Origin of the sequence: Streptomyces sp. Act143 (genome assembly GCF_003143935.1) — a bacterium.
Classification (GTDB): Bacteria; Actinomycetota; Actinomycetes; order Streptomycetales; family Streptomycetaceae; genus Streptomyces.
In genome coordinates this window covers 3716944-3736450 of the sequence record NZ_QFRX01000001.1, presented here as the reverse complement: position 1 = coordinate 3736450, position 19507 = coordinate 3716944, and the positions used below count along the sequence as shown (strand labels likewise).

The 19507-nt window shown below is 71.5% G+C and carries 19 protein-coding genes; 9 read left to right on the top strand and 10 right to left on the bottom strand.

All coding sequences use genetic code 11. The features are described 5' to 3' along the window. Nucleotides 1–2: 2 nt before the first annotated feature. Nucleotides 3–821 (bottom strand): lysozyme, encoded by an 819-nt coding sequence (locus DI272_RS16560; protein ID WP_109496113.1) that lies wholly within the window; start codon nt 819–821, stop codon nt 3–5. 226 nt (nt 822–1047) lie between these two features. On the opposite strand from DI272_RS16560, the gene DI272_RS45985 reads away from it, so the two are divergent. Beyond that, on the top strand, nt 1048–1542 hold the full coding sequence (locus tag DI272_RS45985) for a MarR family winged helix-turn-helix transcriptional regulator (RefSeq protein ID WP_109496112.1): 495 nt from the start codon (nt 1048–1050) through the stop codon (nt 1540–1542). A gap of 65 nt (nt 1543–1607) precedes the next feature. Further along, complete coding sequence (locus DI272_RS16550) at nt 1608–4301, top strand: hypothetical protein (protein WP_146238335.1); 2694 nt, start codon at nt 1608–1610, stop codon at nt 4299–4301. Nucleotides 4302–4308: 7 nt separating this feature from the next. On the opposite strand, the gene DI272_RS16545 is transcribed toward DI272_RS16550, so the two are convergent. After that, nucleotides 4309–5094, bottom strand: coding sequence for a protein phosphatase 2C domain-containing protein (locus DI272_RS16545; protein WP_109496110.1), 786 nt, complete (start codon nt 5092–5094; stop codon nt 4309–4311). Between the two features lie 368 nt (nt 5095–5462). Between DI272_RS16545 and DI272_RS16540 the strand changes: the two genes are divergently transcribed. Genes DI272_RS16540 through DI272_RS16520 form a run of 5 tightly spaced genes read left to right on the top strand, consistent with a single transcriptional unit; the run spans nt 5463 to nt 11057 of the window. Next, nucleotides 5463–8246 carry a nitrate- and nitrite sensing domain-containing protein gene (locus DI272_RS16540; RefSeq protein WP_258314581.1) on the top strand — a complete coding sequence of 928 codons (2784 nt, stop codon included), beginning with the start codon at nt 5463–5465 and terminating at the stop codon, nt 8244–8246. After that, nucleotides 8243–8752 carry a roadblock/LC7 domain-containing protein gene (locus DI272_RS16535; protein WP_109496109.1) on the top strand — a complete coding sequence of 170 codons (510 nt, stop codon included), beginning with the start codon at nt 8243–8245 and terminating at the stop codon, nt 8750–8752. The genes DI272_RS16540 and DI272_RS16535 overlap by 4 nt, the downstream gene beginning before the upstream one ends. Continuing rightward, nucleotides 8749–9156, top strand: coding sequence for a DUF742 domain-containing protein (locus tag DI272_RS16530; RefSeq protein ID WP_109496108.1), 408 nt, complete (start codon nt 8749–8751; stop codon nt 9154–9156). Before DI272_RS16535 ends, DI272_RS16530 begins: the two co-directional genes overlap by 4 nt. Next, nucleotides 9137–9784, top strand: a complete 648-nt coding sequence (locus DI272_RS16525; protein WP_181387211.1) for an ATP/GTP-binding protein — start codon at nt 9137–9139, stop codon at nt 9782–9784. The genes DI272_RS16530 and DI272_RS16525 overlap by 20 nt, the downstream gene beginning before the upstream one ends. Before the next feature lie 25 nt (nt 9785–9809). Further along, nucleotides 9810–11057, top strand: coding sequence for a styrene monooxygenase/indole monooxygenase family protein (locus DI272_RS16520; protein WP_109496107.1), 1248 nt, complete (start codon nt 9810–9812; stop codon nt 11055–11057). On the opposite strand, the gene DI272_RS16515 is transcribed toward DI272_RS16520, so the two are convergent. The 4 genes from DI272_RS16515 to DI272_RS16500 all read right to left on the bottom strand — a co-directional run bounded on the left by DI272_RS16515 (nt 11036) and on the right by DI272_RS16500 (nt 14185). Continuing rightward, the gene (locus tag DI272_RS16515) at nt 11036–12097 is read right to left on the bottom strand and encodes an NlpC/P60 family protein (RefSeq protein WP_181387210.1); all 1062 of its coding nucleotides are present in this window, start codon (nt 12095–12097) and stop codon (nt 11036–11038) included. The genes DI272_RS16520 and DI272_RS16515 overlap by 22 nt on opposite strands. Nucleotides 12098–12200: 103 nt before the next feature. Beyond that, the gene (locus tag DI272_RS16510) at nt 12201–12530 is read right to left on the bottom strand and encodes a hypothetical protein (protein ID WP_181387209.1); all 330 of its coding nucleotides are present in this window, start codon (nt 12528–12530) and stop codon (nt 12201–12203) included. After that, nucleotides 12523–13170, bottom strand: coding sequence for a TetR/AcrR family transcriptional regulator (locus DI272_RS16505; protein WP_109496104.1), 648 nt, complete (start codon nt 13168–13170; stop codon nt 12523–12525). Before DI272_RS16505 ends, DI272_RS16510 begins: the two co-directional genes overlap by 8 nt. Nucleotides 13171–13246: 76 nt before the next feature. Beyond that, entirely contained in the window at nt 13247–14185 is a 939-nt protein-coding gene (locus DI272_RS16500; protein ID WP_109496103.1) for a diiron oxygenase, read from the bottom strand. Between the two features lie 89 nt (nt 14186–14274). On the opposite strand from DI272_RS16500, the gene DI272_RS16495 reads away from it, so the two are divergent. Next, nucleotides 14275–15378, top strand: coding sequence for a ferritin-like domain-containing protein (locus tag DI272_RS16495; RefSeq protein ID WP_109496102.1), 1104 nt, complete (start codon nt 14275–14277; stop codon nt 15376–15378). Further along, on the top strand, nt 15375–15614 hold the full coding sequence (locus DI272_RS16490) for a hypothetical protein (RefSeq protein ID WP_258314580.1): 240 nt from the start codon (nt 15375–15377) through the stop codon (nt 15612–15614). Before DI272_RS16495 ends, DI272_RS16490 begins: the two co-directional genes overlap by 4 nt. Nucleotides 15615–15666: 52 nt before the next feature. Here the strand turns inward: DI272_RS16490 and DI272_RS16485 are convergent, their stop codons facing one another. The 4 genes from DI272_RS16485 to DI272_RS16470 form a co-directional block, all read right to left on the bottom strand. Next, entirely contained in the window at nt 15667–16176 is a 510-nt protein-coding gene (locus DI272_RS16485) for a DUF3291 domain-containing protein (protein ID WP_109496101.1), read from the bottom strand. A gap of 44 nt (nt 16177–16220) precedes the next feature. Next, entirely contained in the window at nt 16221–17678 is a 1458-nt protein-coding gene (locus tag DI272_RS16480) for a penicillin-binding transpeptidase domain-containing protein (RefSeq protein ID WP_109500872.1), read from the bottom strand. A 14-nt stretch (nt 17679–17692) separates the two neighbouring features. After that, nucleotides 17693–19054: an FtsW/RodA/SpoVE family cell cycle protein gene (locus DI272_RS16475; RefSeq protein ID WP_181387208.1), complete on the bottom strand. Its 1362-nt coding sequence runs from the start codon at nt 19052–19054 to the stop codon at nt 17693–17695. Between the two features lie 76 nt (nt 19055–19130). Continuing rightward, nucleotides 19131–19502, bottom strand: coding sequence for an SH3 domain-containing protein (locus tag DI272_RS16470; protein ID WP_109496100.1), 372 nt, complete (start codon nt 19500–19502; stop codon nt 19131–19133). Between the last annotated feature and the right edge of the window lie 5 nt (nt 19503–19507).

The window sequence follows — 19507 nt, the reverse complement described above, 5'->3', positions numbered from 1 at the left end:
GCTCAGCCGTTGGCGAGCGCCGTGACCCTGTCGAGCGCCCCGTTGAACTTGTCGTGGTCGCCGACGGTCGGCCCGGAGGAGGTGTACTGCCACATCGTGTAGTAACCCCATCCCGCAGGCAGCGTCCCCACGGTCGACGCGTACCGCGCGATCCACAGCGGATTGGCGGTGGCGAAGCCGCCGTAGTTCCCCGTGCACTCGGTCCACCAGCTGGTGGCGGTGTAGATGACTGCGTCGCGTCCGGTCCGGGCCTTGTACCGGTTCAGGAAGTCGCGGATCCAGGTGACCATCGCGGACTGCGTCTTGCCGTAGCAGGAGGCGCCGTAGGGGTTCCACTCGATGTCGAGGGCGCCGGGCAGCGTCCGGCCGTCCTTGGACCAGCCGCCGCCGTGGTCGACGAAGTAGTCGGCCTGGGTGGCGCCGCCGGTCGTGTCCGGGGTGGCGAAGTGGTACGACCCGCGGATCATGCCGACGTTGTAGGAGCCGTTGTACTGCTGGGCGAAGTACGGGTTCGTGTAGTACGTGCCTTCCGTGGCCTTCACGTACGCCCATTTCACCCCGCTGCTCCACAGGGTGGACCAGGCGACGTTGCCTTGGTGGCCGGAGACGTCCACGCCCTCCGTCTGGGTGGCGCGGGTGTCGCGCGGGGTGCCGTCCCGGCCGTCGTGGGCGAGGACGCCGATGCCCATGTGGGCGGAGCCGCGGGCCGGGGTGTCGGCGGCGGACGCGGGGAGGGAGACGGCCGCGAGGAGGGTCGCGAGCAGGGTCGCGAGGAGGGCCGTGAGGAGCAGGCGGACCGGTCTGGGTCTGTGCACGGGCATGCGTGCCTCCGGAGGCTCGGTGGGGGAACGTGCCGGACCGTGGGGGGTGTTCTGGCGTGGTCATGCCAGTCGGTGCCTGGTAAAGAAGCTACGCACGTAGACGAGGGCGGGGGAAGAGGGGCCGGGGGCTGCCGTTGGTCTAAGCCTGCGAAATACTGACCGAGCTGCGGCGATGACGGCATTTGGCGGAAACTTTCACGACCAGGAAACCGAGGCAGGGACTGACGTGCGCGAAGACGGAAACGGCGGCGGGAGCGGAGTCGGCTCCGGCGCGCGGAGGAGTGGTGTGGACCAGCCCGAGTTCCTGGCGCTGGAACGCGAGTTGACCGTGCTGCTGCGGCGCGCCCGCGCCAACCAGGGCGAGATGGCCCGCGAGGTCCACCCCGACCTGGAGTCCTCCGCGTACGGCCTCCTGGTACGCCTCGACGAGCACGGCCGCCAGCGCGCCACGGAACTCGCCGCGTACATCGGCGTCGGCAAGGCGACCATGTCCCGGCAGTTGCGCGCCCTGGAGGAACTCGGCCTCGTCACCCGCGCGCCCGACCCGGCGGACGGCCGCGCCTGGCTCGTGGAGCTGACCGAGGAAGGACGCACCCGGGTCGGCCGGGTACGGGACGCGCGCCGGGCCCGGTACGCGGGGCGGCTGGCGGACTGGGATCCGCAGGAGGTCTCCGAACTCGCACGGCTGCTGCACCAGTTGAACCTCGGCATGGAGCGCTGAATCCCTGTCTGACACGCTGATCCGGCCGCTACTCTGGCCGCCCTGGGGGACGGGGGTGGCCGTCGATGGCGGGTGCGGCGGGTTGGCGCGGGCGGTCGGCCGGGGGAGCGCTGCTGCTGTTGGTGGTGCTGGCCGCCGGGGCTGCTCATGTGGGGTGGGTGCGGGCGGCCGACAGGCTGTTGGCAAAGGATCGGGCCCCTTCCGGCCAGGAGCGGGAGTCCTCGGAGGAGAAGGCCTACCGCGCCACGGACAAGCGATATCGCGCCGAGGGGCACCCCCCGCGCACCGGCAGCACCACACTGCGGGTCTTCCCGGAGAAGGGGCAGTGGGCAGCGGAGGCCGAGCACGAACTGGTCCTTCGAGCGACCGACCCCATGGTCAAGGACCTGCGGGGCGGCGACCAGACGCTGAGCGAATGGATGCCGCACATGATCTGGCTCGGTGGAGCGCCGGAGCCCTGCGACGCGCTCGCCCTCGTCGAGGACACCGAGGCGGGCCCGCTCACTCAGCAGACCCCGTCCTCGACGGTGTACGTCTCCTACACGCAGAAGGCCACCTGGCCCGGGCCGGAGTCCGGCTACGAATGTCCCTCCGGTCATGCCACGTTCAGAATCGGGGACACCGACAACAGACTGGGCAAGGGCGGCATCTACGACTCCTGGACCGTCACGTTCGACGTACCGACGCGTCCCGTCCTCAGCATCAAAGGCGGCACCGTCCTGAGCCAGAGCCGGCACCGCGCCGAGCTCCGCCTCCGCAAGAGGGGCGAGACGCTCACCGTGGTGCTCGGACCGCCGGGAACCGGGCAGGGCTCCGGCGGCCATGAACAGGGCCCGGCCGAACACCTCGGTGCGCTGCTCCAGCACGAGACCGCGCTGCGCGAGGCATTCTGGCTGACCGCGGCGATCGCGGCGGTGGCGCTGCGCTGGGTGCTGCCGTTCGTCCGGGAGTGGGCGCCGCCCCCCACCCGGCGGCGCTGGACCGTCCTCGCCACGGCGGCATGTGTGCTGACCGGCGCCTCCATGCTGTACGCCCTCGGCGGGTCGGACGACCTGCCGTGGCCAGGATGGCTCTACCCGGGCCGTGGCGCCCTGCTGACCGTCTGGTGGGGGGTGTTGCTGCCCTACCTCCTGACCGCCTTCCTGCTCCGGCTCACCACGGGGCGCGCCCCGCTGCTGCCGGATCTGTGGCCCGTGTTCCTGCCGGCCGCCGTACTGCCCCTGACAGCCGTGGTCTTCGCGGTGCTGGAGGGCACGCCGGAGCCCGTGCTCTCCCTGGCCGCCGCCGTGGTGGTGACGGCGGTGGTGGCTTGCGGCCTGCGCGGCGGCATCTGCGGGACGGTGGGACGCCGGTGGGCGACCACCGCGGCCGGCGGCACCCTGCTGACCGTCCTGGCTGCCGGGCCGGGCACCGCTCTGCCGGATCGGCAGGAGCAGCGCCTCGTGTGGGACCTCGCCAACAACTGGACGATGTGCTCTCTGGGCTGGGGCTGGTACGCCCTGATCTGGTACATCGCGATCGCCGTGGAGCGGCGTGTGTGGATGGGACGGCTGGGATGGGCGCTGCTGGTCGCCTACCTTGCGGGAATGGCCGTCCTGCAGGACTGGGGTCCTTGGTGGGACGCGGGCTACGAAGGCGCGTGGTGGGTCATCGGCAGGTACCCGGCGAACGCTGCGTCCTTCCCGGTCGCACAGCTCGGCCTGGCCCTGGCCGCGGCCCTGCTGGCCCTGCGCGCCCACGCCTGGCGGTACGAGGGCTGGCCACCCCACGTCCGCACCGTCGCCGTCGGCCTCGGGATCGCGGCCGTGGGCACCGGACTGGCTGCCTACGAGCTGACGATGTTCGGCAGCGCAGCCCAGCGCGGCGGCTACTACCTCGCCCTCCTCCTCGCCGCCATCGGCTTCGCCTGGCTCCTGCCACCGGAGGACGAGAAGCGTGCGGTACGGCTGCACGGCACCAGCCCGGCCGTACACAACCGGCAGATACACGCCCTGCTGAAGGACCAGACCCTGGCGGCGGGCCGACGGGAGTTCCTCACCGCCTCCCGCACCGCCCTCGCGGAGGGCGAGCTGACCACCCGCCAGTGGAACGCACGCTGGCGGGGACTGGGCGCTCTCGGGCCTGGCGGCACGGCACCCCAGGACTCCGTCGCCCTCCGGCTGGAAGCGCTCGGCACCTCCGGAGGCCGCTCCGCCCTGCGCAACGGCACGGCCGCCGGCGTCCTGCTCGCGGCCCTCAGCGTGCCGTGGCTGGCCTACACGGTCCCGCCCTCGCTCAGCGCCGACTTCCCGTACGACGCCCAGGTCTGGGCCTACGCCCTGCGCTGGGCGGTCTACGGCTTCGTCTACGGCTACGCCTACTCCTGGCTGCGCGGCGGCAGCCCCCTCGGCAAGTCCCTGTGCCTGCTGACCGTCGTCCTGCCCGCGGAACTCGCCCAACTCCTCTACCGGGGACTGGAACTGAAGGAGTTCGCCCAGCAGCTGGCGCTCACCACCGGCAACTGCCTCGCGATCTTCCTGATCCTCGGTCTGTACTGGGAGGCCCGTCTCGTGCGGGTCGCCGGCCTCCACTGGGGGCAGATCCGCAACTTCCGGTCCCTGTCCGCCGCGGCCGTCCCCGCGACGACCGTCCTCGTGGCCTCTGCCACCGCCCTGGCGACGGCCATGGTGGGCGTGTGGATCGTGCCGGACAGCGGTCCGGCCCCGGCGGACCCGGCCGCGCAGGTGTCGGACAGCCCGGAGCCGTCATCGACCCCCTGACGCCGCCTCAGAGTTCCACGTACACCACCGACGCATCGTCATGCGTCTTGCTGCGCCCCAGGAACGCCCGCTCCACGTCCCCGGCCTCCAGTTCCCGCACCCGTTCCACCAACGCCCGCGCCCCCTCCTTCCGCACGAACGTGAAGAGGTCCGTCCAGTCCCCCTCCCGGAACTTCTCCACCCATCGCGTGGCCCCGTCCGTGAGCGCGGCCAGCGCCCGGACCTCCGCGCGCCGGAGGGTCCCCGTCACCGCCCGCTCCGCCACCGCGGGATCCGCGGCCGCCGTGAAGAACCCGCCCTCCTTGTTGCGCAGATGCGCGTCGATGTGTGCGTCCGTCGTCAGGGACGCCCGCGGCAGCAGGGCCAGGCGGTCGTCCAGGAGCGCCGTCACCGCGCCGTCCGGCGCCTCCACCAGCAGGGCCGAGTCGGACAGGACCAGGTACTCCAGCGACTGCGGTGACCACCGCGCCATCACCACCGTTGCCTGTGGTGTGCGTGGGTGAGAAAGGTCACAGGTGTGCGCATGGGAAGCGGAGGTACGCGCAAGGGCGAGGCTCAGGGCCTCCGGCAGCGGAACATCCGGGAGGGAAACGGTCAGTTCGGTCAGGGCGCCGCCCAGGCGCGCGGTGAACCAGGGGACGGAATGCAGACAGCCCGTGGGGCCCTTCGGCGGGGTGACCCCGTCCAGGACCACCAGTGCTCCACCCCGTCCGGAAGCCGGGAGGGCGACGCTCGCGAAGTCCTCGTTGGGGCGGGTCGGGTCGCCGGGCTCCGATACGAGTTCAGTGCGCATCCGGCCAGTCTGCACGAGGCCTTCACAGCGTTCACGAAAGGCTGGCATCGGACCCCGGATCGGCGCGGGCGCGCAGGTCAGGCGTCTGGTTTGGGATGGAATGATGCACTCCGGCCGGGCGCGGCGGCAGATAATGCCATCGCGCGCCGCCGACGTCCAACCGGCCCGCCGCGCAAGGCCGCTGACCATGCCGCGGGAACTTGCCCCTCAACTCCCCTCCGGGGTTCACTCCTTCGAGTGGCGGGTCGGGTGATGCGCGACCACTGCCCACTGGCGCTGGGAGGGTCGGGAACCGTACCGGGAGTACCCGTCAGTTGACGGAGCGTCACCCGGGCCCATGGGTACACGAGTCAGGAATGCGAGCACCGGTGCAGAAGACGCGGCCACGTCGTACGAGCAAGCAGACGGCTCCCGCCGACACCACCTCCGCCACCCCTGACGGGGCCGTCGTGGGCAAGGGCCGTCCCACCCACGTGCGCAACCGGCTCATCGTCGCCGTCGCCGTGGTGGCCGCCGCCGTCGCCGGCGCCGGAGCGCCCTCCGTGCTCGCCGCCTCCCAGGACCTCAGCGACTCCCAGGACCTGGTGACGCTGGCCGAGCAGACCCAGGACGCGCTCGCCCTCGCCCACGCGCTCGCCGACGAGCGGGACGAGGTCACCTCCTACGTCGCCGCCGGCCGGCCCGAGTCCAAGGCGCCCTCCGAGCAGCGCAGCACCCGGGTCGACCGGCAGGTCGAGGAGCTGCGCGCCGACACCGACACCCCGGCCGACCTGCGTGCCGACCTCGACGGGATCGCCGCCCTGCGCAGAGCGGCGCTCACCGGCAAGAGCACCGCTCTCGAAGCGCACACGTCCTACTCCGCCACCATCACCGAGCTGCACCGCCTCGCCGAGCGCCTCGCCGAGCAGCTGCCGCCCCGCGCGGGCACCGGCGCATACGCCCTCGCCGAGCTGGACTCCGCCGTCCAGCAAGCCGCCGCCACCCGCGGCCTGCTCCTCGCCGCCCTCAACGTGCCGAGCGGCACCCAGACGGTCACCGACCCCATCACCGGCATCACCTCGACCGTCACCACCACCTCCGAGGCCGACGCCAAGCAGCGCGACGCCCTCACCGCCGCCGCCCAGCAGGCCCGCCTGCGCTCCGACGCGGCCCTCGCCGACTTCCACGAGACCGCGCCCGAGGCCACCGCCGCGCGCTACGACTCGACCGTCACCGGGCCCGAGGTCAACTCCGCCGAGAAGTACCTGGCCTCCCTCACCGGCCAGCCCACCCTCTCCGACCGCGAACTCGCCACCAGCACCAAGAAGCTGGACGCCGCCCTCTCGGCCCGCGTCGAGCTGATGCGCGGCGTGGAGTCCGCGCTCTACAACCAGCGCACCGAGGACCTCGCCCGTCTCCGTGACGACGACGTCACCGCCTGGGAGATCCGCATAGCGGTCCTCGGCGCCCTGATGCTGCTCGCCGTCGGTATCGCCACCGCCATGGCCCGCACCCTCACCCGCCCCCTCGCGGTCCTGCGGCTGGGCTCCGCCCGCCTGGCCACGGCGGCGGACCCGGGGGTCGAGGAACCCGTCAAGTTCACCGGCCGCAACGACGAGTTCGCCCAGGTCGTCCGCTCGGTCAACGCCCTGCACGCGCACGTCCTCGGCGTCCAGGGCCGCATCACGACCCTGGAGGCCGACCGCAAGCACCTGGTCGCCCAGCGCCAGAAGATGGCCGACGCCCGCGAAGAGCTGCGCACCGAACTCGCCGATTCCGCAGCCCAGTTGGCCCGGCTGCGGGACAGCATCGGCGGCACCTTCGTCAACCTCGCACTGCGCACCCTGGGCCTGGTCGAGCGCCAACTCGCCGTCATCGAGAGCCTGGAGGAGCGCGAGCAGGACCCCGACCGGCTGGCCACCCTCTTCAAGCTCGACCACTTCGCCACGGTCATGCGCCGCCACAGCGAGAACCTCCTGGTCCTCGCGGGCACCGAACACGTCCAGCAGCACCCCGGCCCGGTCCCGCTGGTGGACGTCGTCCGGGCCGCGGTCAGCGAGATCGAGCGCTACGAGCGGGTCCGCATCGCCGCCCTCCCGCCGCACGCGCACGTCGCGGGCTTCGCGGCCGACGACCTCTCCCACCTCCTGGCGGAGCTGATGGAGAACGCCACGTCGTTCTCCCCGCCGGACCTGCCCGTCGAGGTCTCCGGCTGGCTCCTGGAGAGCGGCGAGGTGATGCTCTCCGTGCAGGACGAGGGCATCGGCATGACCGAGGAGCGCCTGGACCGCCTCAACTCCCGCCTCGCCGACTTCGACCCGGAGTCCCCGTACGACCAGGAGGGCGAGGAGGGTCTCGGCCTCGGTCTGTACGTCGTCGCCCGCCTGGCCCACCGCCACGGCGTCCGGGTCCGGCTCCGCGAGCAGAAGCAGGGCGGCATCGCGGCGGTGGTCGTGCTGCCGAAGCCGCTCCTGGCGGCGGCACCGTCGGCCGCGGTCCCCTCCGCCACCCCCTTCTCCGGCACCCCTCACACCTTCGCGCTCCCGGGCGCGGACGCGGAGGCCAACTCCAACGTCCTGCACGGCCGTTCGAAGACCGGTGACGCGTTGGTGGAGCTGGCGGAGAAGGCGGTACGGAGGTCCGAGGAGGCCGGGGCGGAAACCCCGTCGGAGACGACGATGGAACTCCTGGCCCCGGTACAGCCGACCGGCACCACACCGGCGTCGGCCACCGCTCACAAGCCCGAGCCGGCCACCGCTCACGAGCCCGAGCCGGCCACCATCCACGAGCCCGCAGCCGCCGACGGCGCGTCCGCCCCCCAGGGGCCACCCGCACCCGACGACGAAAGCGGTACGGGTGATGCGGGCGGGAACGCGTCCGGCGAAGGCGAAGCCGAGACGGAACACACCCGCACCCCCGACGAGGACCAGCTCACCGCGAAGGGCCTCCCCAAGCGCACCCCGAAGATCACCGCACCATCAGAACCGCCCCGCCAGCGCAGTGCTTCCGTCGACGCCGAAGCCCTCCGCCGGCGGCTCGGCGGCTTCCGCCGGGGGGCGGAGGCCGGTTACCGCGAGGTGGAGGCAGAGATCGCCGAACACACGGGTCAGACGAGGACGCCCGCACCATCCGAAGAAGCCACGGGGGGCACTCCTGAGGAGGCAAGCAGTTGACCGCGCCCAGTACCTTCGGACTGAGCAGTGAAGCCCGCAACCTGCACTGGCTGCTGACGAACCTGGTCGAGGAGGTGCCGGGCATCCAGTCAGTGGCGGTCGTCTCGTCGGACGGCCTGCTCCTGCTCTCCTCCGACCCCGGCCGGAACGACGCGGCCCGTCAGCCCCGCGCCGCCGCCCCGAAGGGCCCCCGTGGCTCCTCCGCCGACCTCGCCACCATCGTCTCCGGCATCGGCAGCCTCACCATCGGTGCCGCCCGGCTGATGGACTCCGGGCCGGTGAAGCACACGATGGTCGCGATGGACGAGGGCAGCCTGTTCGTGATGTCGATCAGCGACGGCTCGCTGCTCGGTGTGCACGGCTCCGCGGACTGCGACATGAGCGTGGTGGCGTACCACATGGCCCTCTTCGTGGGCCGCGCCGGCCATGTCCTGACGCCCGAACTGCGCAGCGAGCTACGGAAATCCCTGGAGAGCGAGACCGAATCGGCGGGGAGCACCCGATGACCGACCGTCCCTCCCTCCCCGTCCGCGGCGGGGACCGCAAACCCGCCCGCGTCCGCCCCTACTCGCTCACCGGCGGCCGTACCCGCTTCGGTCACGTCCTCCTCGTGGAGACGTTCGTCGCGGCGCTCGAAGCCCCGGAGGAGCGCAAGGAACTGGCGAATGGTTCCCTCAACACCCGGGTCATGCCGGAGATGCGGGCCATCGTCGAACTCTGCCGCCGGATGCGCACGGTGGCCGAGATCGCCGCGCTGCTGAAGATGCCGCTCGGTGTGGTCCGGGTGTTGCTCAGCGACCTCGCGGACCAGGGAAAGATCCGTGTGTACGGCACCGGCACCGGTCATGGCACCGGCCGTCCGGACCGCGCTCTGCTCGAAAGGGTGCTGAATGGACTCCGTCGTCTTTGAGGGCGTCGGCGAGAACGTCGGCGTGAACGTCGGTGCGGACACCGACGAGGACCTGAAGTCCTGGCAGACGGACCGCACCCGCGCGCCCATCGCCACGAAGATCGTGGTCGCGGGCGGCTTCGGCGTCGGCAAGACCACCCTCGTCACCGCCGTCTCGGAGATCACCCCCCTCCAGACGGAGGCGCTGATGACCGAGGCGAGCGAGGAGACCGACGACCTCACCGCCACGCCCGGCAAGCTCACCACCACCGTGGCCATGGACTTCGGCCGCCTCACGCTCGACGACGACCTGGTGCTCTACCTGTTCGGCACGCCGGGCCAGCAGCGGTTCTGGTTCATGTGGGACGACCTGGTGCGCGGCGCGATCGGCGCGGTGGTCATGGCCGACACCCGGCGCCTGAAGGACTGCTTCCCGGCCCTGGACTACTTCGAGAGCTGCGGGCTGCCGTACGTCGTCGCCGTCAACCACTTCGACGGCAGCGAGCTGTTCGAACCGGAGGACGTGCGGGAGGCCCTGACGATCCCCGCCCACATACCTGTCATGATCATGGACGCGCGACGCCGGATCTCGGTCATCGAGACGCTGCTGTCCCTGGTCGGCCACGCGCTGGACGAAACCCCCGAGTAAATCCGAACTAGGAGCCACCACCCGCATGCGGAAGATACTCGTCGTAGGAGCCGGCCAGTCCGGTCTCCAGCTCGCCCTCGGACTCCAGTCGCACGGGTACGAGGTCACCCTGATGTCCAACCGGACCGCGGACGAGATCCGCTCCGGCCGGGTCATGTCGACGCAGTGCATGTTCCACACCGCACTGCAGCACGAGCGTGATCTCCAGCTGAACTTCTGGGAGTCCCAGGCCCCGAAGATCGAAGGACTCGGCGTCTCGGTCGCCGCCCCCGGCTCCTGGGCCGAGGGCCCGGCGGCCCGTGCGATCGACTGGGTGGGCAGGCTCGACGGGTACGCGCAGTCGGTCGACCAGCGGGTGAAGATGGCCGGCTGGATGGAGACCTTCGCCCAGCGCGGCGGCCAGCTGGTCATCCACGGCGCGGCCGTCTCCGACCTCGACTACTTCTCCCGCACCTACGACCTGGTGCTGGTCTCGGCGGGCAAGGGCGAACTGGTCTCGATGTTCGCCCGGGACCCGGAGCGCTCCCCCTACAGCGAACCGCAGCGCGCCCTGGCGGTGGCGTACGTCCATGGCCTGGGCCCCCGCCCCGAGCACCCGGATCACGACGCGGTCCGCTGCAACCTGGTCCCCGGCGTCGGCGAGCTGTTCGTCATGCCGACCCTCACCACCTCCGGCCGCGCGGACATCCTGTTCTGGGAGGGCATACCCGGCGGCCCGCTCGACGTCTTCAAGGGCGTCAAGGACCCGGCGGAGCATCTCTCCCTGACCCTGGAACTCATGGAGCGGTACACGCCCTGGGAGTACGCGCGCGCCACGAACGTCGAACTCACCGACGCGGGCGGCACGCTGGCCGGCCGCTACGCCCCGACGGTCCGCAACCCGATCGGCCGGCTGCCCGGCGGCGGCCTGGTCCTCGGCGTCGCGGACGTCGTCGTCGCCAACGACCCGATCACGGGTCAGGGCTCCAACTCCGCCTCCAAGTGCGCGGCCGCCTATCTCGCGTCGATCCTGGAGCGCGGCGAGAAGGAGTTCGACGAGGAGTGGATGCAGTCGACGTTCGACCGCTACTGGGACACCGCCCAGCACGTGACCAAGTGGACGAACGCGATGCTGGCCCCGCCGCCGGAGCACATCCTCAACCTGATCGGCGCGGCGGGCCAGTTGCAGCCGGCCGCCGACCGCTTCGCCAACGCGTTCAACGACCCCGCCGACTTCGAGAACTTCTTCTACGAGCCGGAGAAGACGGCGGCCTACCTGGCGTCCCTGTCCTGAACCCTGTCGGGACGCACGGCCCCGAGAATCGGGTGGGAGGCGAGCGGGGAGACCTTGACCTTCTCGCCCGTCCTCGGGGCCTGGACGACCTGCCCGCCGCCCAGGTACATCGCGACATGGGTGGCCTTCGGGAAGTAGATCACCAGGTCGCCGGGGCGCAGCTCGCGCAGCGCAACCCGCGGCAGCTGCGCCCACTGCTCCTGGCTGGTGCGGGGGATGGGCCGGCCCGCGTGCCCCCAGGCCTGGGACGTCAGCCCCGAGCAGTCGTACGCCTCGGGCCCCTCGGCGCCCCACTCGTACGGCTTCCCGAGCTGCTGCACGGCGTACCGCACGGCCCGGTCGGCCGCCCGCGTCGGCTCGCCCTCCGCGCTGCCCAGCGCGCCGGACGTGACCAGCTCCTCCTGCGCCGCCGCCACGTCGGTCCGCTCCAACTCGGCTACCGCGCCGAGCTGTTCCTCGGTGAGCGAGGCGAGGAGCTCCTCGACGTCGTGCAGCTTCCTTTGTACGGTGTCGCGGTCCTTCTTCTGCCGTGCGGCGAGGGTGAGCTGCCCGTCGAGTGCCTTGCGGGCCCTGCGGGCCAGCCCGTCGGCCTTCCGCTCGCTCCCGGTCAGCCGGCCGACGGTCTCGGCGCGCTCCCGCGCCAACTGCCCGATCACATGGCTCTGGTCGAGCGCGTGCTGCGGGTCGCGGGCCAGCAGGAGGCGGACGTACGGCGAGATGTCGGTGCTGTTCTGGTACTGCTGCCGGGCGAGGCGGCCCGCGGCGCCGCGGCTGTCGTGGAGGGAGAGCCGGGCGCGGGCCAGCTCACCGTCGAGCCGGCGCACCTCCGCCCGCTGTTCCTTCAGCTTCTCCTCGGTGGCGTTGTACGTCTCGGTCGCCTCCTCGGCGTCCTGGTAGAGCCGCTGAAGGTCCGTCAGCAGCTCGGCGACGGACCGCTCACCGGACGGCGGCTCCGGTACGGCCGCCGCGGGCAAGGGCGCGAGGACGGTGCCGGCCGCCACCGCCGCCGTACACACCAGACGCAGAAGCCTTCCTGGCACGTCATCACCTCCGGCACGGAACAGCCCCTCTGCTCCGCACCGCGAGCATCGGACGGACGCCTCGCCCGCGCGCGCCGGGTGTGCGCGGTTCGGCGCAACGGCGTCACCCGTCGGTGTCGTCCCGCTTGCCGCCCGGCGTGGCGTCGGGCTTGGACCACGGCCACTTCAACCGCGACGGCTTCCCGTCCCCCTTCTCGCCTTCGGCGGCGTACTCGTACTTCCAGCCCTTCTGGAGCCCCAGCCTGCTCTGGCCGCGCGGCACCCGGCGGTACACCAGCACGGTGGGGGGACCGCCGTCCGGGTCCGGGACCGGGATGCGGTAGTGCTTGGGCGGGTGCCCGGTCGGGCCGAGGAGGACCGGCAGGACGCGGCCGTCCATCGGACCGCCCTCGAAGGGGGTGTCTTCGCTCTTCACGGCACCAGTGTCAGCCATCCGCCGCGAGGGCCTGCACCAGCGCGGCGGTCTGCGGGTCGCGCCGCGCGGTCACCGACAGCACGGCGACGAACTGTTCCACCAGCCAGTCCCGCAACTCCTCGACCGGCGGTTCCTTGTCGTCGTCCAGCCAGATCAGCGAGGCCGCCTCCACCGCGGTGATCCACATCCGCACGGTCATCCGCAGCCGCGGGCCGGCCTCGGAGACCCCGAGATGGCTGAGGATGTGCTGGGCGGCGGCCCGGCGCACACCGTCCACGATGGCCGTCGTACGGCTGGTCTCCACCACGCTCCCGCCCTGGAGCAGCGCGCTGAACCCGGCGTCGTGCTGGTCGACGAAGGCGAGGTAGCGGTCGAGCGCCCGGGAGAGACGGGTGAGCAGCGGGCCCTCGTGGGGCTCGTCGAAGCACTGCTGGAGCTCTTCGGCGGCGGACCGCAGGGCGGCCTCGTACAGCTGCTGCTTGCCACCGGGGAAATACCGGTAGACCAGGGGGCGGGAGACCCCGGCCGCCTCGGCCACGTCGTCGAGGGAGACGTCCTCGGGGACGCGGTGCGCGAAGAGGGACAGCGCGGCTTCGAGGAGCTGGCTGCGGCGTTCCTCGACACTGAGCCGACGGTAAGCGGGGGCGGATGGCGTCATGCCTCGCAGGGTAGTCGGCCCTCCGCGGGTCCGTTGTGGCTGGTCGCGCAGCCCCCACCGGGCCGGCGCCCGATGATCAAGCCAGCAGCCCCGAGGACCTCCACAGCCGCCGCCCCATTCCCCGGAGAACCCCGATGTCGTCCAGGAAGTCGGTGAGCCGCTTCGCCCCGGTCTGCATGACCTCCCGGCGGTGCCCGCTCGCCTTCACCTGCGCCAGCGCCTCGCGCCGGTCCAGCCCCACGTTCGTGTAGACCTCGGGATTCACGAAGGCCACCGAGAACACCCGGGCGAACTCCCCGGACGTCACCCGGGTGAACTCCTGCGACCACCGGGGCGCGGTCACCATCTGCCGCCGCAGCTCCTCACGCGCGTACCGCACGTGCCGGGCCTCCTCGACGACATGGATGCGGGTCACCCCGCGGACCAGCGGCTGCACCCGCTCGTCCGGGAACGTCAGCCGCTGCATCCAGTCGAGGACCTCCTCACCGAGCAGCGTCGCCGTGAAGGACCCGGGGGTCGTCGAGATCGTCTTGAACAGCCGCCCCAGGGCGTGGTGGGCCCGGCTCACCGGGTACCAGGGCGTGTCCCCGCGGGAGATCAGCCGCGCGAACATCTTGGAGTGACGGCACTCGTCCTCGATCTCGGTCAGCGCGTAGCGGACGTGCGCGCTCGTGGCCGCCTTGTCGTAGATGTGCCGGACGAGCAGCTGCATGAGGATGATCTCGAACCAGATGCCGAGCGAGGCCAGCGCCGCCGCCTCGTGCTGCGAGAGCAGGATGCGCTGCTCCTCGCTCATCCGCCGCCACATCGGGGTGTCGTACAGCGACACCAGCTCGGGCGGCCAGAACCACTTGCCCTCCTCGAAGGGCGCGTCCCAGTCGAGTTCCTTGTCGGGGTCGAAGGAGTGCTTGGCGGAGGAGTCGAGCAGCCGCTCGGCCACTTGCTCCCGGTCCTTGAGCAGGCCGAGCGCGTCGCGGAGCCCCGCGACCGCATCGGCGTCCGTCAGCGTCGTCATGAGGTTATGAGACTGCCCGTCAGCAAGCTCGTCAATCCCTTGCGCACGACTTGTTGACCCCGCGTCTACGAGGGGGCAGCCTGCGGAGCATGCCGACTTTCGACCTGTACGCCACAGATCCGGGAGACCCCCACTGGCAGGTGCCGGCGACCGGCGCGGCACGCTTCGCCTGGGAGTACGACGACGGCCGGGACCGTCTCCTCGCGCTCTACCAGAAGGGCAAGGACAAGCAGTGGGACGGGCAGAAACGCATCGACTGGGAGCTGGAGGTCGACCCGCACGACCCCCTCGGCACCCCCGACGAGTCCATGTCCCTGTACGGCACCAAGCACTGGGCGAAGCTGACGGACAAGGACAAGGGCGAACTGCGCAAGCACTACGCCTCCTGGCAGTTCAGCCAGTTCCTGCACGGCGAGCAGGGCGCCATGGTCTGCGCCGCGCGGATCGTCGAGTCCGTCCCCGACCTCGACGCGAAGTTCTACTCGGCGACCCAGGTGATGGACGAGGCCCGGCACGCGGAGATCTACGGGCGGTTCCTGCACGAGAAGATCGGGATGCTGTACCCGATCAACGACAACCTCCAGTCGCTGCTCGGCGACACCCTCCGCGACAGCCGCTGGGACATGCCCTACCTCGGTATGCAGGTCCTCATCGAGGGCCTCGCCCTCGCCGCCTTCGGCATGATCCGCGACACCACCGACAAGCCGCTGCCGAAGCAGATCCTCGCGTACGTCATGCAGGACGAGGCGCGGCACGTGGCCTTCGGGCGCATGGCCCTGCGCGACTACTACAAGCAGCTCACCGACGCCGAACTCCGTGACCGCGAGGAATTCGTCATCGAGGGCTGCCGGCTGATGCGCGACCGCCTGCGGGGCGTCGAGGTCCTGGAGAACTTCGGCATCCCCACCGCCGAGGCCGAGGAGTACAGCGAGCAGTCCGAATTCCTCGCCCTGTTCCGCCAGTTGCTGTTCTCCCGCATCGTCCCGTGCGTCAAGGACATCGGCCTGTGGGGCAAACGACTCCAGCAGGCCTACGTCGACATGGGCGTCTTCGAGATGGGCGACTCGAACCTCGACCTGCTGATGGCGCAGGACGAGGAGATCGCCGAGAAACTGGATGCGGAGCGCTTCGCGGCGGAGGAGCATGACCGGGTCGCCGAAGTGCGGGAAGCCATCGACCGGGGGACTCCATGACCCGTACCACCGCCCGCCGCGGCCTCGAAGGGCTCGCCCTCGGGGACGCGTTCGGCGTGTGCCGGGTGCTCGACGAGATCCGGCAGACGGAGCCGGCCCGGGCCTTCGCCCTCGGCTACGACGCCGATCCCGCCCGGGAGCTCTTCGGTGGCCAGGGCCTGTCCCTGGGCCCTAGGGACAGCCTCGGCAACGGGGCGGCGATGCGGCCGCCGCGCTGGCCGCCCGTACCGGCGTGACCGGGGTCCCGCAGCAGTGGCGGCGGCGCGAAGCAGTGCCCGGCGCGACCCCCTAGACCCCGCAGCCCAGATCCTCCGGCACCGCGAACGACACCGGCTGCGCGCCCTGCGCCGGGAACGACGTCCGCAGGGTGAAGGCGTACGGTGTCGGCCCGTTGGCCCGCAGATGCAGCAGGCGGGACTCTGCCTCGGCGACCGTGGGGCGATGGCCGGCCGGCACCCACCACAGCGCTGTCATCGCCTCCTCCACCTTCTCGAACCACTCGCGCCGTCGCGTGAGCATCTCGCGGTGCTGTCCCTGGTACATGAAGGCCGTCAGCGCGTTGCTGTCCCGCCACACCGTCAGGTTGATGATCAGCCAGTCGTCGCCGAAGACCTTGATGTCGGTCGCGTCGCCGCCCTCCGACTGCAACCGCCAGACGTAGCCGTCGGCGGCCTCCGCGGAGGCGTTGACGGGATCGAGGTTGTCGACGAAGTCCTTCAACTCCGTTGAGTCCAGCGGAAACTTGAGGCGGGAGATGTTGACCTGGGCGAGTTCGTACGCGGCGGCGGCTGAAGTCATGTACCGAACGGTAGGTCGGCCCCCCGGCCGGTGGTACCCCCGTCTCAATGCTTGAGCACCGCCTCCATCACGGCCCGCGCGATCGGCGCCGCGTCCCCGCCGCCGCTGATCTCCCCCCGGTCCGCCTCCGCGTCCTCCACCACCACCGCGACCGCGACCTTCGGCTCCAGATCGCGCTCGCCCTGTGCCCAGGAGATGAACCAGGCGTAGGGGGTGCCGGAGTTGTCGACGCCGTGCTGGGCGGTGCCGGTCTTGCCGCCGACGGTCGCACCGGGGATCGCGGCGTTGGTGCCGGTGCCCTCGGTCACCACCTCCTCCATCAGCTCCTTGAGCCGCACGGCGGTGGCCGGGTGCATCGCCTGCCGCACCGGCCGCGCGCCCGCCGTGCCCACCGTCGCCCCGCCCGACCGGGTCGTCCGCTCCACCAGGTACGGCGACCGGATCTGCCCGCCGTTGGCGACGGCCGCCGACACCATCGCCATCTGCAGCGGCGTGGCCCGCGTGTTGTACTGCCCGATCGACGACAGAGCGAGCTGCGCCTTGTCGACGGACACGTCGAAGGTGGACTCCGCGACGGAGTACGGAATCCCGAGCCCGGTGTCGTTGAAGCCGAACCGCGCCGCCGTGGCCGCCATGTCGGCCACCCCCACCCGCACGCCGAGCCGCGCGAACACCGTGTTGCAGGACCACATGAACGCCGACCTGACCGGCGCGTCCACGCACCCCGTGGCCTCGTTGGTCAGCGAGGTCGTCGTGCCCGGCAGGGTGTACGGGTCGGGGGAGTCGGTCGCCTTGTCGACGTCCGTCACCACACCGGCGTCCAGCGCGGCGGCCAGGGTGACGACCTTGAAGGTCGACCCCGGCGGATAGGTCTGCCGCACCGCCCGGTTGAGCATCGGCTTGTCCGGGTCCGCGTTCAGCCGCGCCCAGGACCGCTCCACCGCCGCGTCGTTGCCCGACAGCGCCTGCGGGTCGTACGACGGACTCGACACCAGCGCGAGAATCCGCCCGCTCGACGGCTCCACCGCCGCCACCGCGCCCCTGCGCCCGGCCAGCCCCTCGTAGGCGGCCCGCTGGGCGGCCTCGTCGATGGTGGTGACGACGTTGCCGCCCGGGTTCTGGCGCCGTGTCAGGCCGTTCCACAGCGGGAACGCCGACAGCATCGGGTCGGTGCCGGAGAGGATGCCGTCCTCGGTGTGCTCCAGGAAGGTCGTGCCGTAGACCTGCGAGGCGAAGCCGGTCACCGGCGCGTACAACGGCCCCTTCGGGTAGGTCCGTTCGTAGCGCAGCCGCCCGTCGGTGTCCTTCGAGCCGGTGACCCGGTCGTCGCCGACCAGGATGTCGCCGCGCGGCTGGCCGTAACGGGCGATGGCGGTACGGCGGTTGGCCGGGTTGTCGTCGTAGGACCGGGCCTGGAAGACCTGGATGCGGGTGGCGTTGACGAGGAGCGCCACCAGCAGCAGGGCGCAGAAGCCGGCCGCGTGCCGGATGTAGCGGGTCATCCGGAGGTGGCGCGTCATGCGGCGACCTCCCCGTCGTACTGGCTGCGGGCGGAGTCGCTCACCCGGATCAGCAGGGCCACGATCGCCCAGTTGGTCACCACCGACGACCCGCCCTGGGCCAGGAACGGCATCGCCATGCCGGTCAGCGGGATCAGCCCGGTCACCCCGCCCGCGATGACGAACACCTGCAACGCCACGATCGACGCCAGCCCGATCGCGAGCAGCCGCCCGAAGGGGTCGCGCAGGCTCAGCCCCGCCCGGTAGCCGCGCTCCACCAGCAGCGCGTACAGCAGGAAGATCGCCGACAGGCCGGCCAGTCCCAGCTCCTCCCCGGCCGTCGCCAGGATGAAGTCCGACTTGGCGGCGAAGCCGATGAGGATCGAGTGCCCGAGTCCGAGCCCGGTGCCCATCGTGCCGCCCGCGGCGAACGCGAACAGCGACTGCGAGAGCTGATTGGGGCCCTGACCGGCCTCGATGGTGGCGAACGGATGCAGCCAGTCCTGCACCCTGCTGTGCACATGCGGTTCCAGCCAGCCCACGGCGACCGCGCCCAGCGAGGCCAGCAGCAGCCCCACCGCGATCCATCCGGTCCGCCCGGTGGCGACGTACAGCAGCACCACGAACAGCCCGAAGAACAGCAACGACGTACCGAGGTCCCGTTCCAGGACCAGCACCACCACACTCAGCAGCCAGATCGCGACGACCGGCCCGAGCACCCGCCCGGTGGGCAGCTGGAGCCACCAGATCCGGCGTCCGGCACAGGCGAGCGTGTGGCGGTTGGCGGCGAGATAGGCGGCGAAGAACACCGCGAGGAGCACCTTCGCGAACTCGCCCGGCTGGATGGAGAATCCGGCGATGCGCACCCAGATCCGGGCCCCGTTCACGGCCGGGAAGGCGATGGGCAGGACGAGCAGTGCGAGGGCCGCGGCGACACAGACGTAGGAGTAGCGGTCGAGCACCCGGTAGTCCCGCAGGAACAGCACGGTCACGATGAACAGCGCCACGCCGACCGTGGACCACACGAGTTGGGTGGGCGCGGCCCGGTCGCCCGGGGTCTCCAGGTCGAGCCGGTAGATGAGGACCAGGCCGAGGCCGTTGAGCAGCACGCCGATCGGCAGGAGCAGCGGATCGGCGTACGGCGCCCGGTAGCGCACCGCGAGATGTGCGACCAGCGCGAGCACACCGAGCCCGGCGCCGTAACCGGCGGCGCCGGGTGGGACGGTGCCGTGTCGGGCGAGGCCGACCGCGCAGTAGCCGTACACGGAGAGCAGTACGGCGACGACGATGAGGGCGAGTTCGATGCCCCGGCGCCGGGGGAGGCGGACGGCGGGAGCGGGGGGATCCGCTCGAACCACGGTGGTTCCGGCCTTGGTCATGTCCGGAACCTACCCAAATAGGGCGTGATGTCTTACCTGTTTGCCCGTGGTGTCAGCGCGGCGTCCGGCACGGGGGTCAGCACCAGCGGGGCGCGGGCCCGATGTTGTCGATGTACCGCGCGGCGCCCCAGGCCCAGGTGCCGTCCGTGAGGAGGTACCAGAGGGGGTTGCTGCCGACGGTCTGGCCGGGCGTCTTGCAGAAGATCGAGACGATCTCGCCCTTGTGCGCGGTCCGGATGATCTGCGACCCGCGGTTCGGCGCGCTGCGCAGATTCAGCGTGCTCGCGGTGACGACGCCCTTGTACAGGCGCGGGTTCTCCGGGTGGTGGTGCCCCCAGTCGCTGCGGTGGTCCTCCCAGTCGTCGTTCGCGACGGCGGGGACGGCGGCAGCGGCGGCGAGCAGAGCGCCGGCGGCGAGGGATATGGAGAGACGTGACCGCAGGGACATGGGGG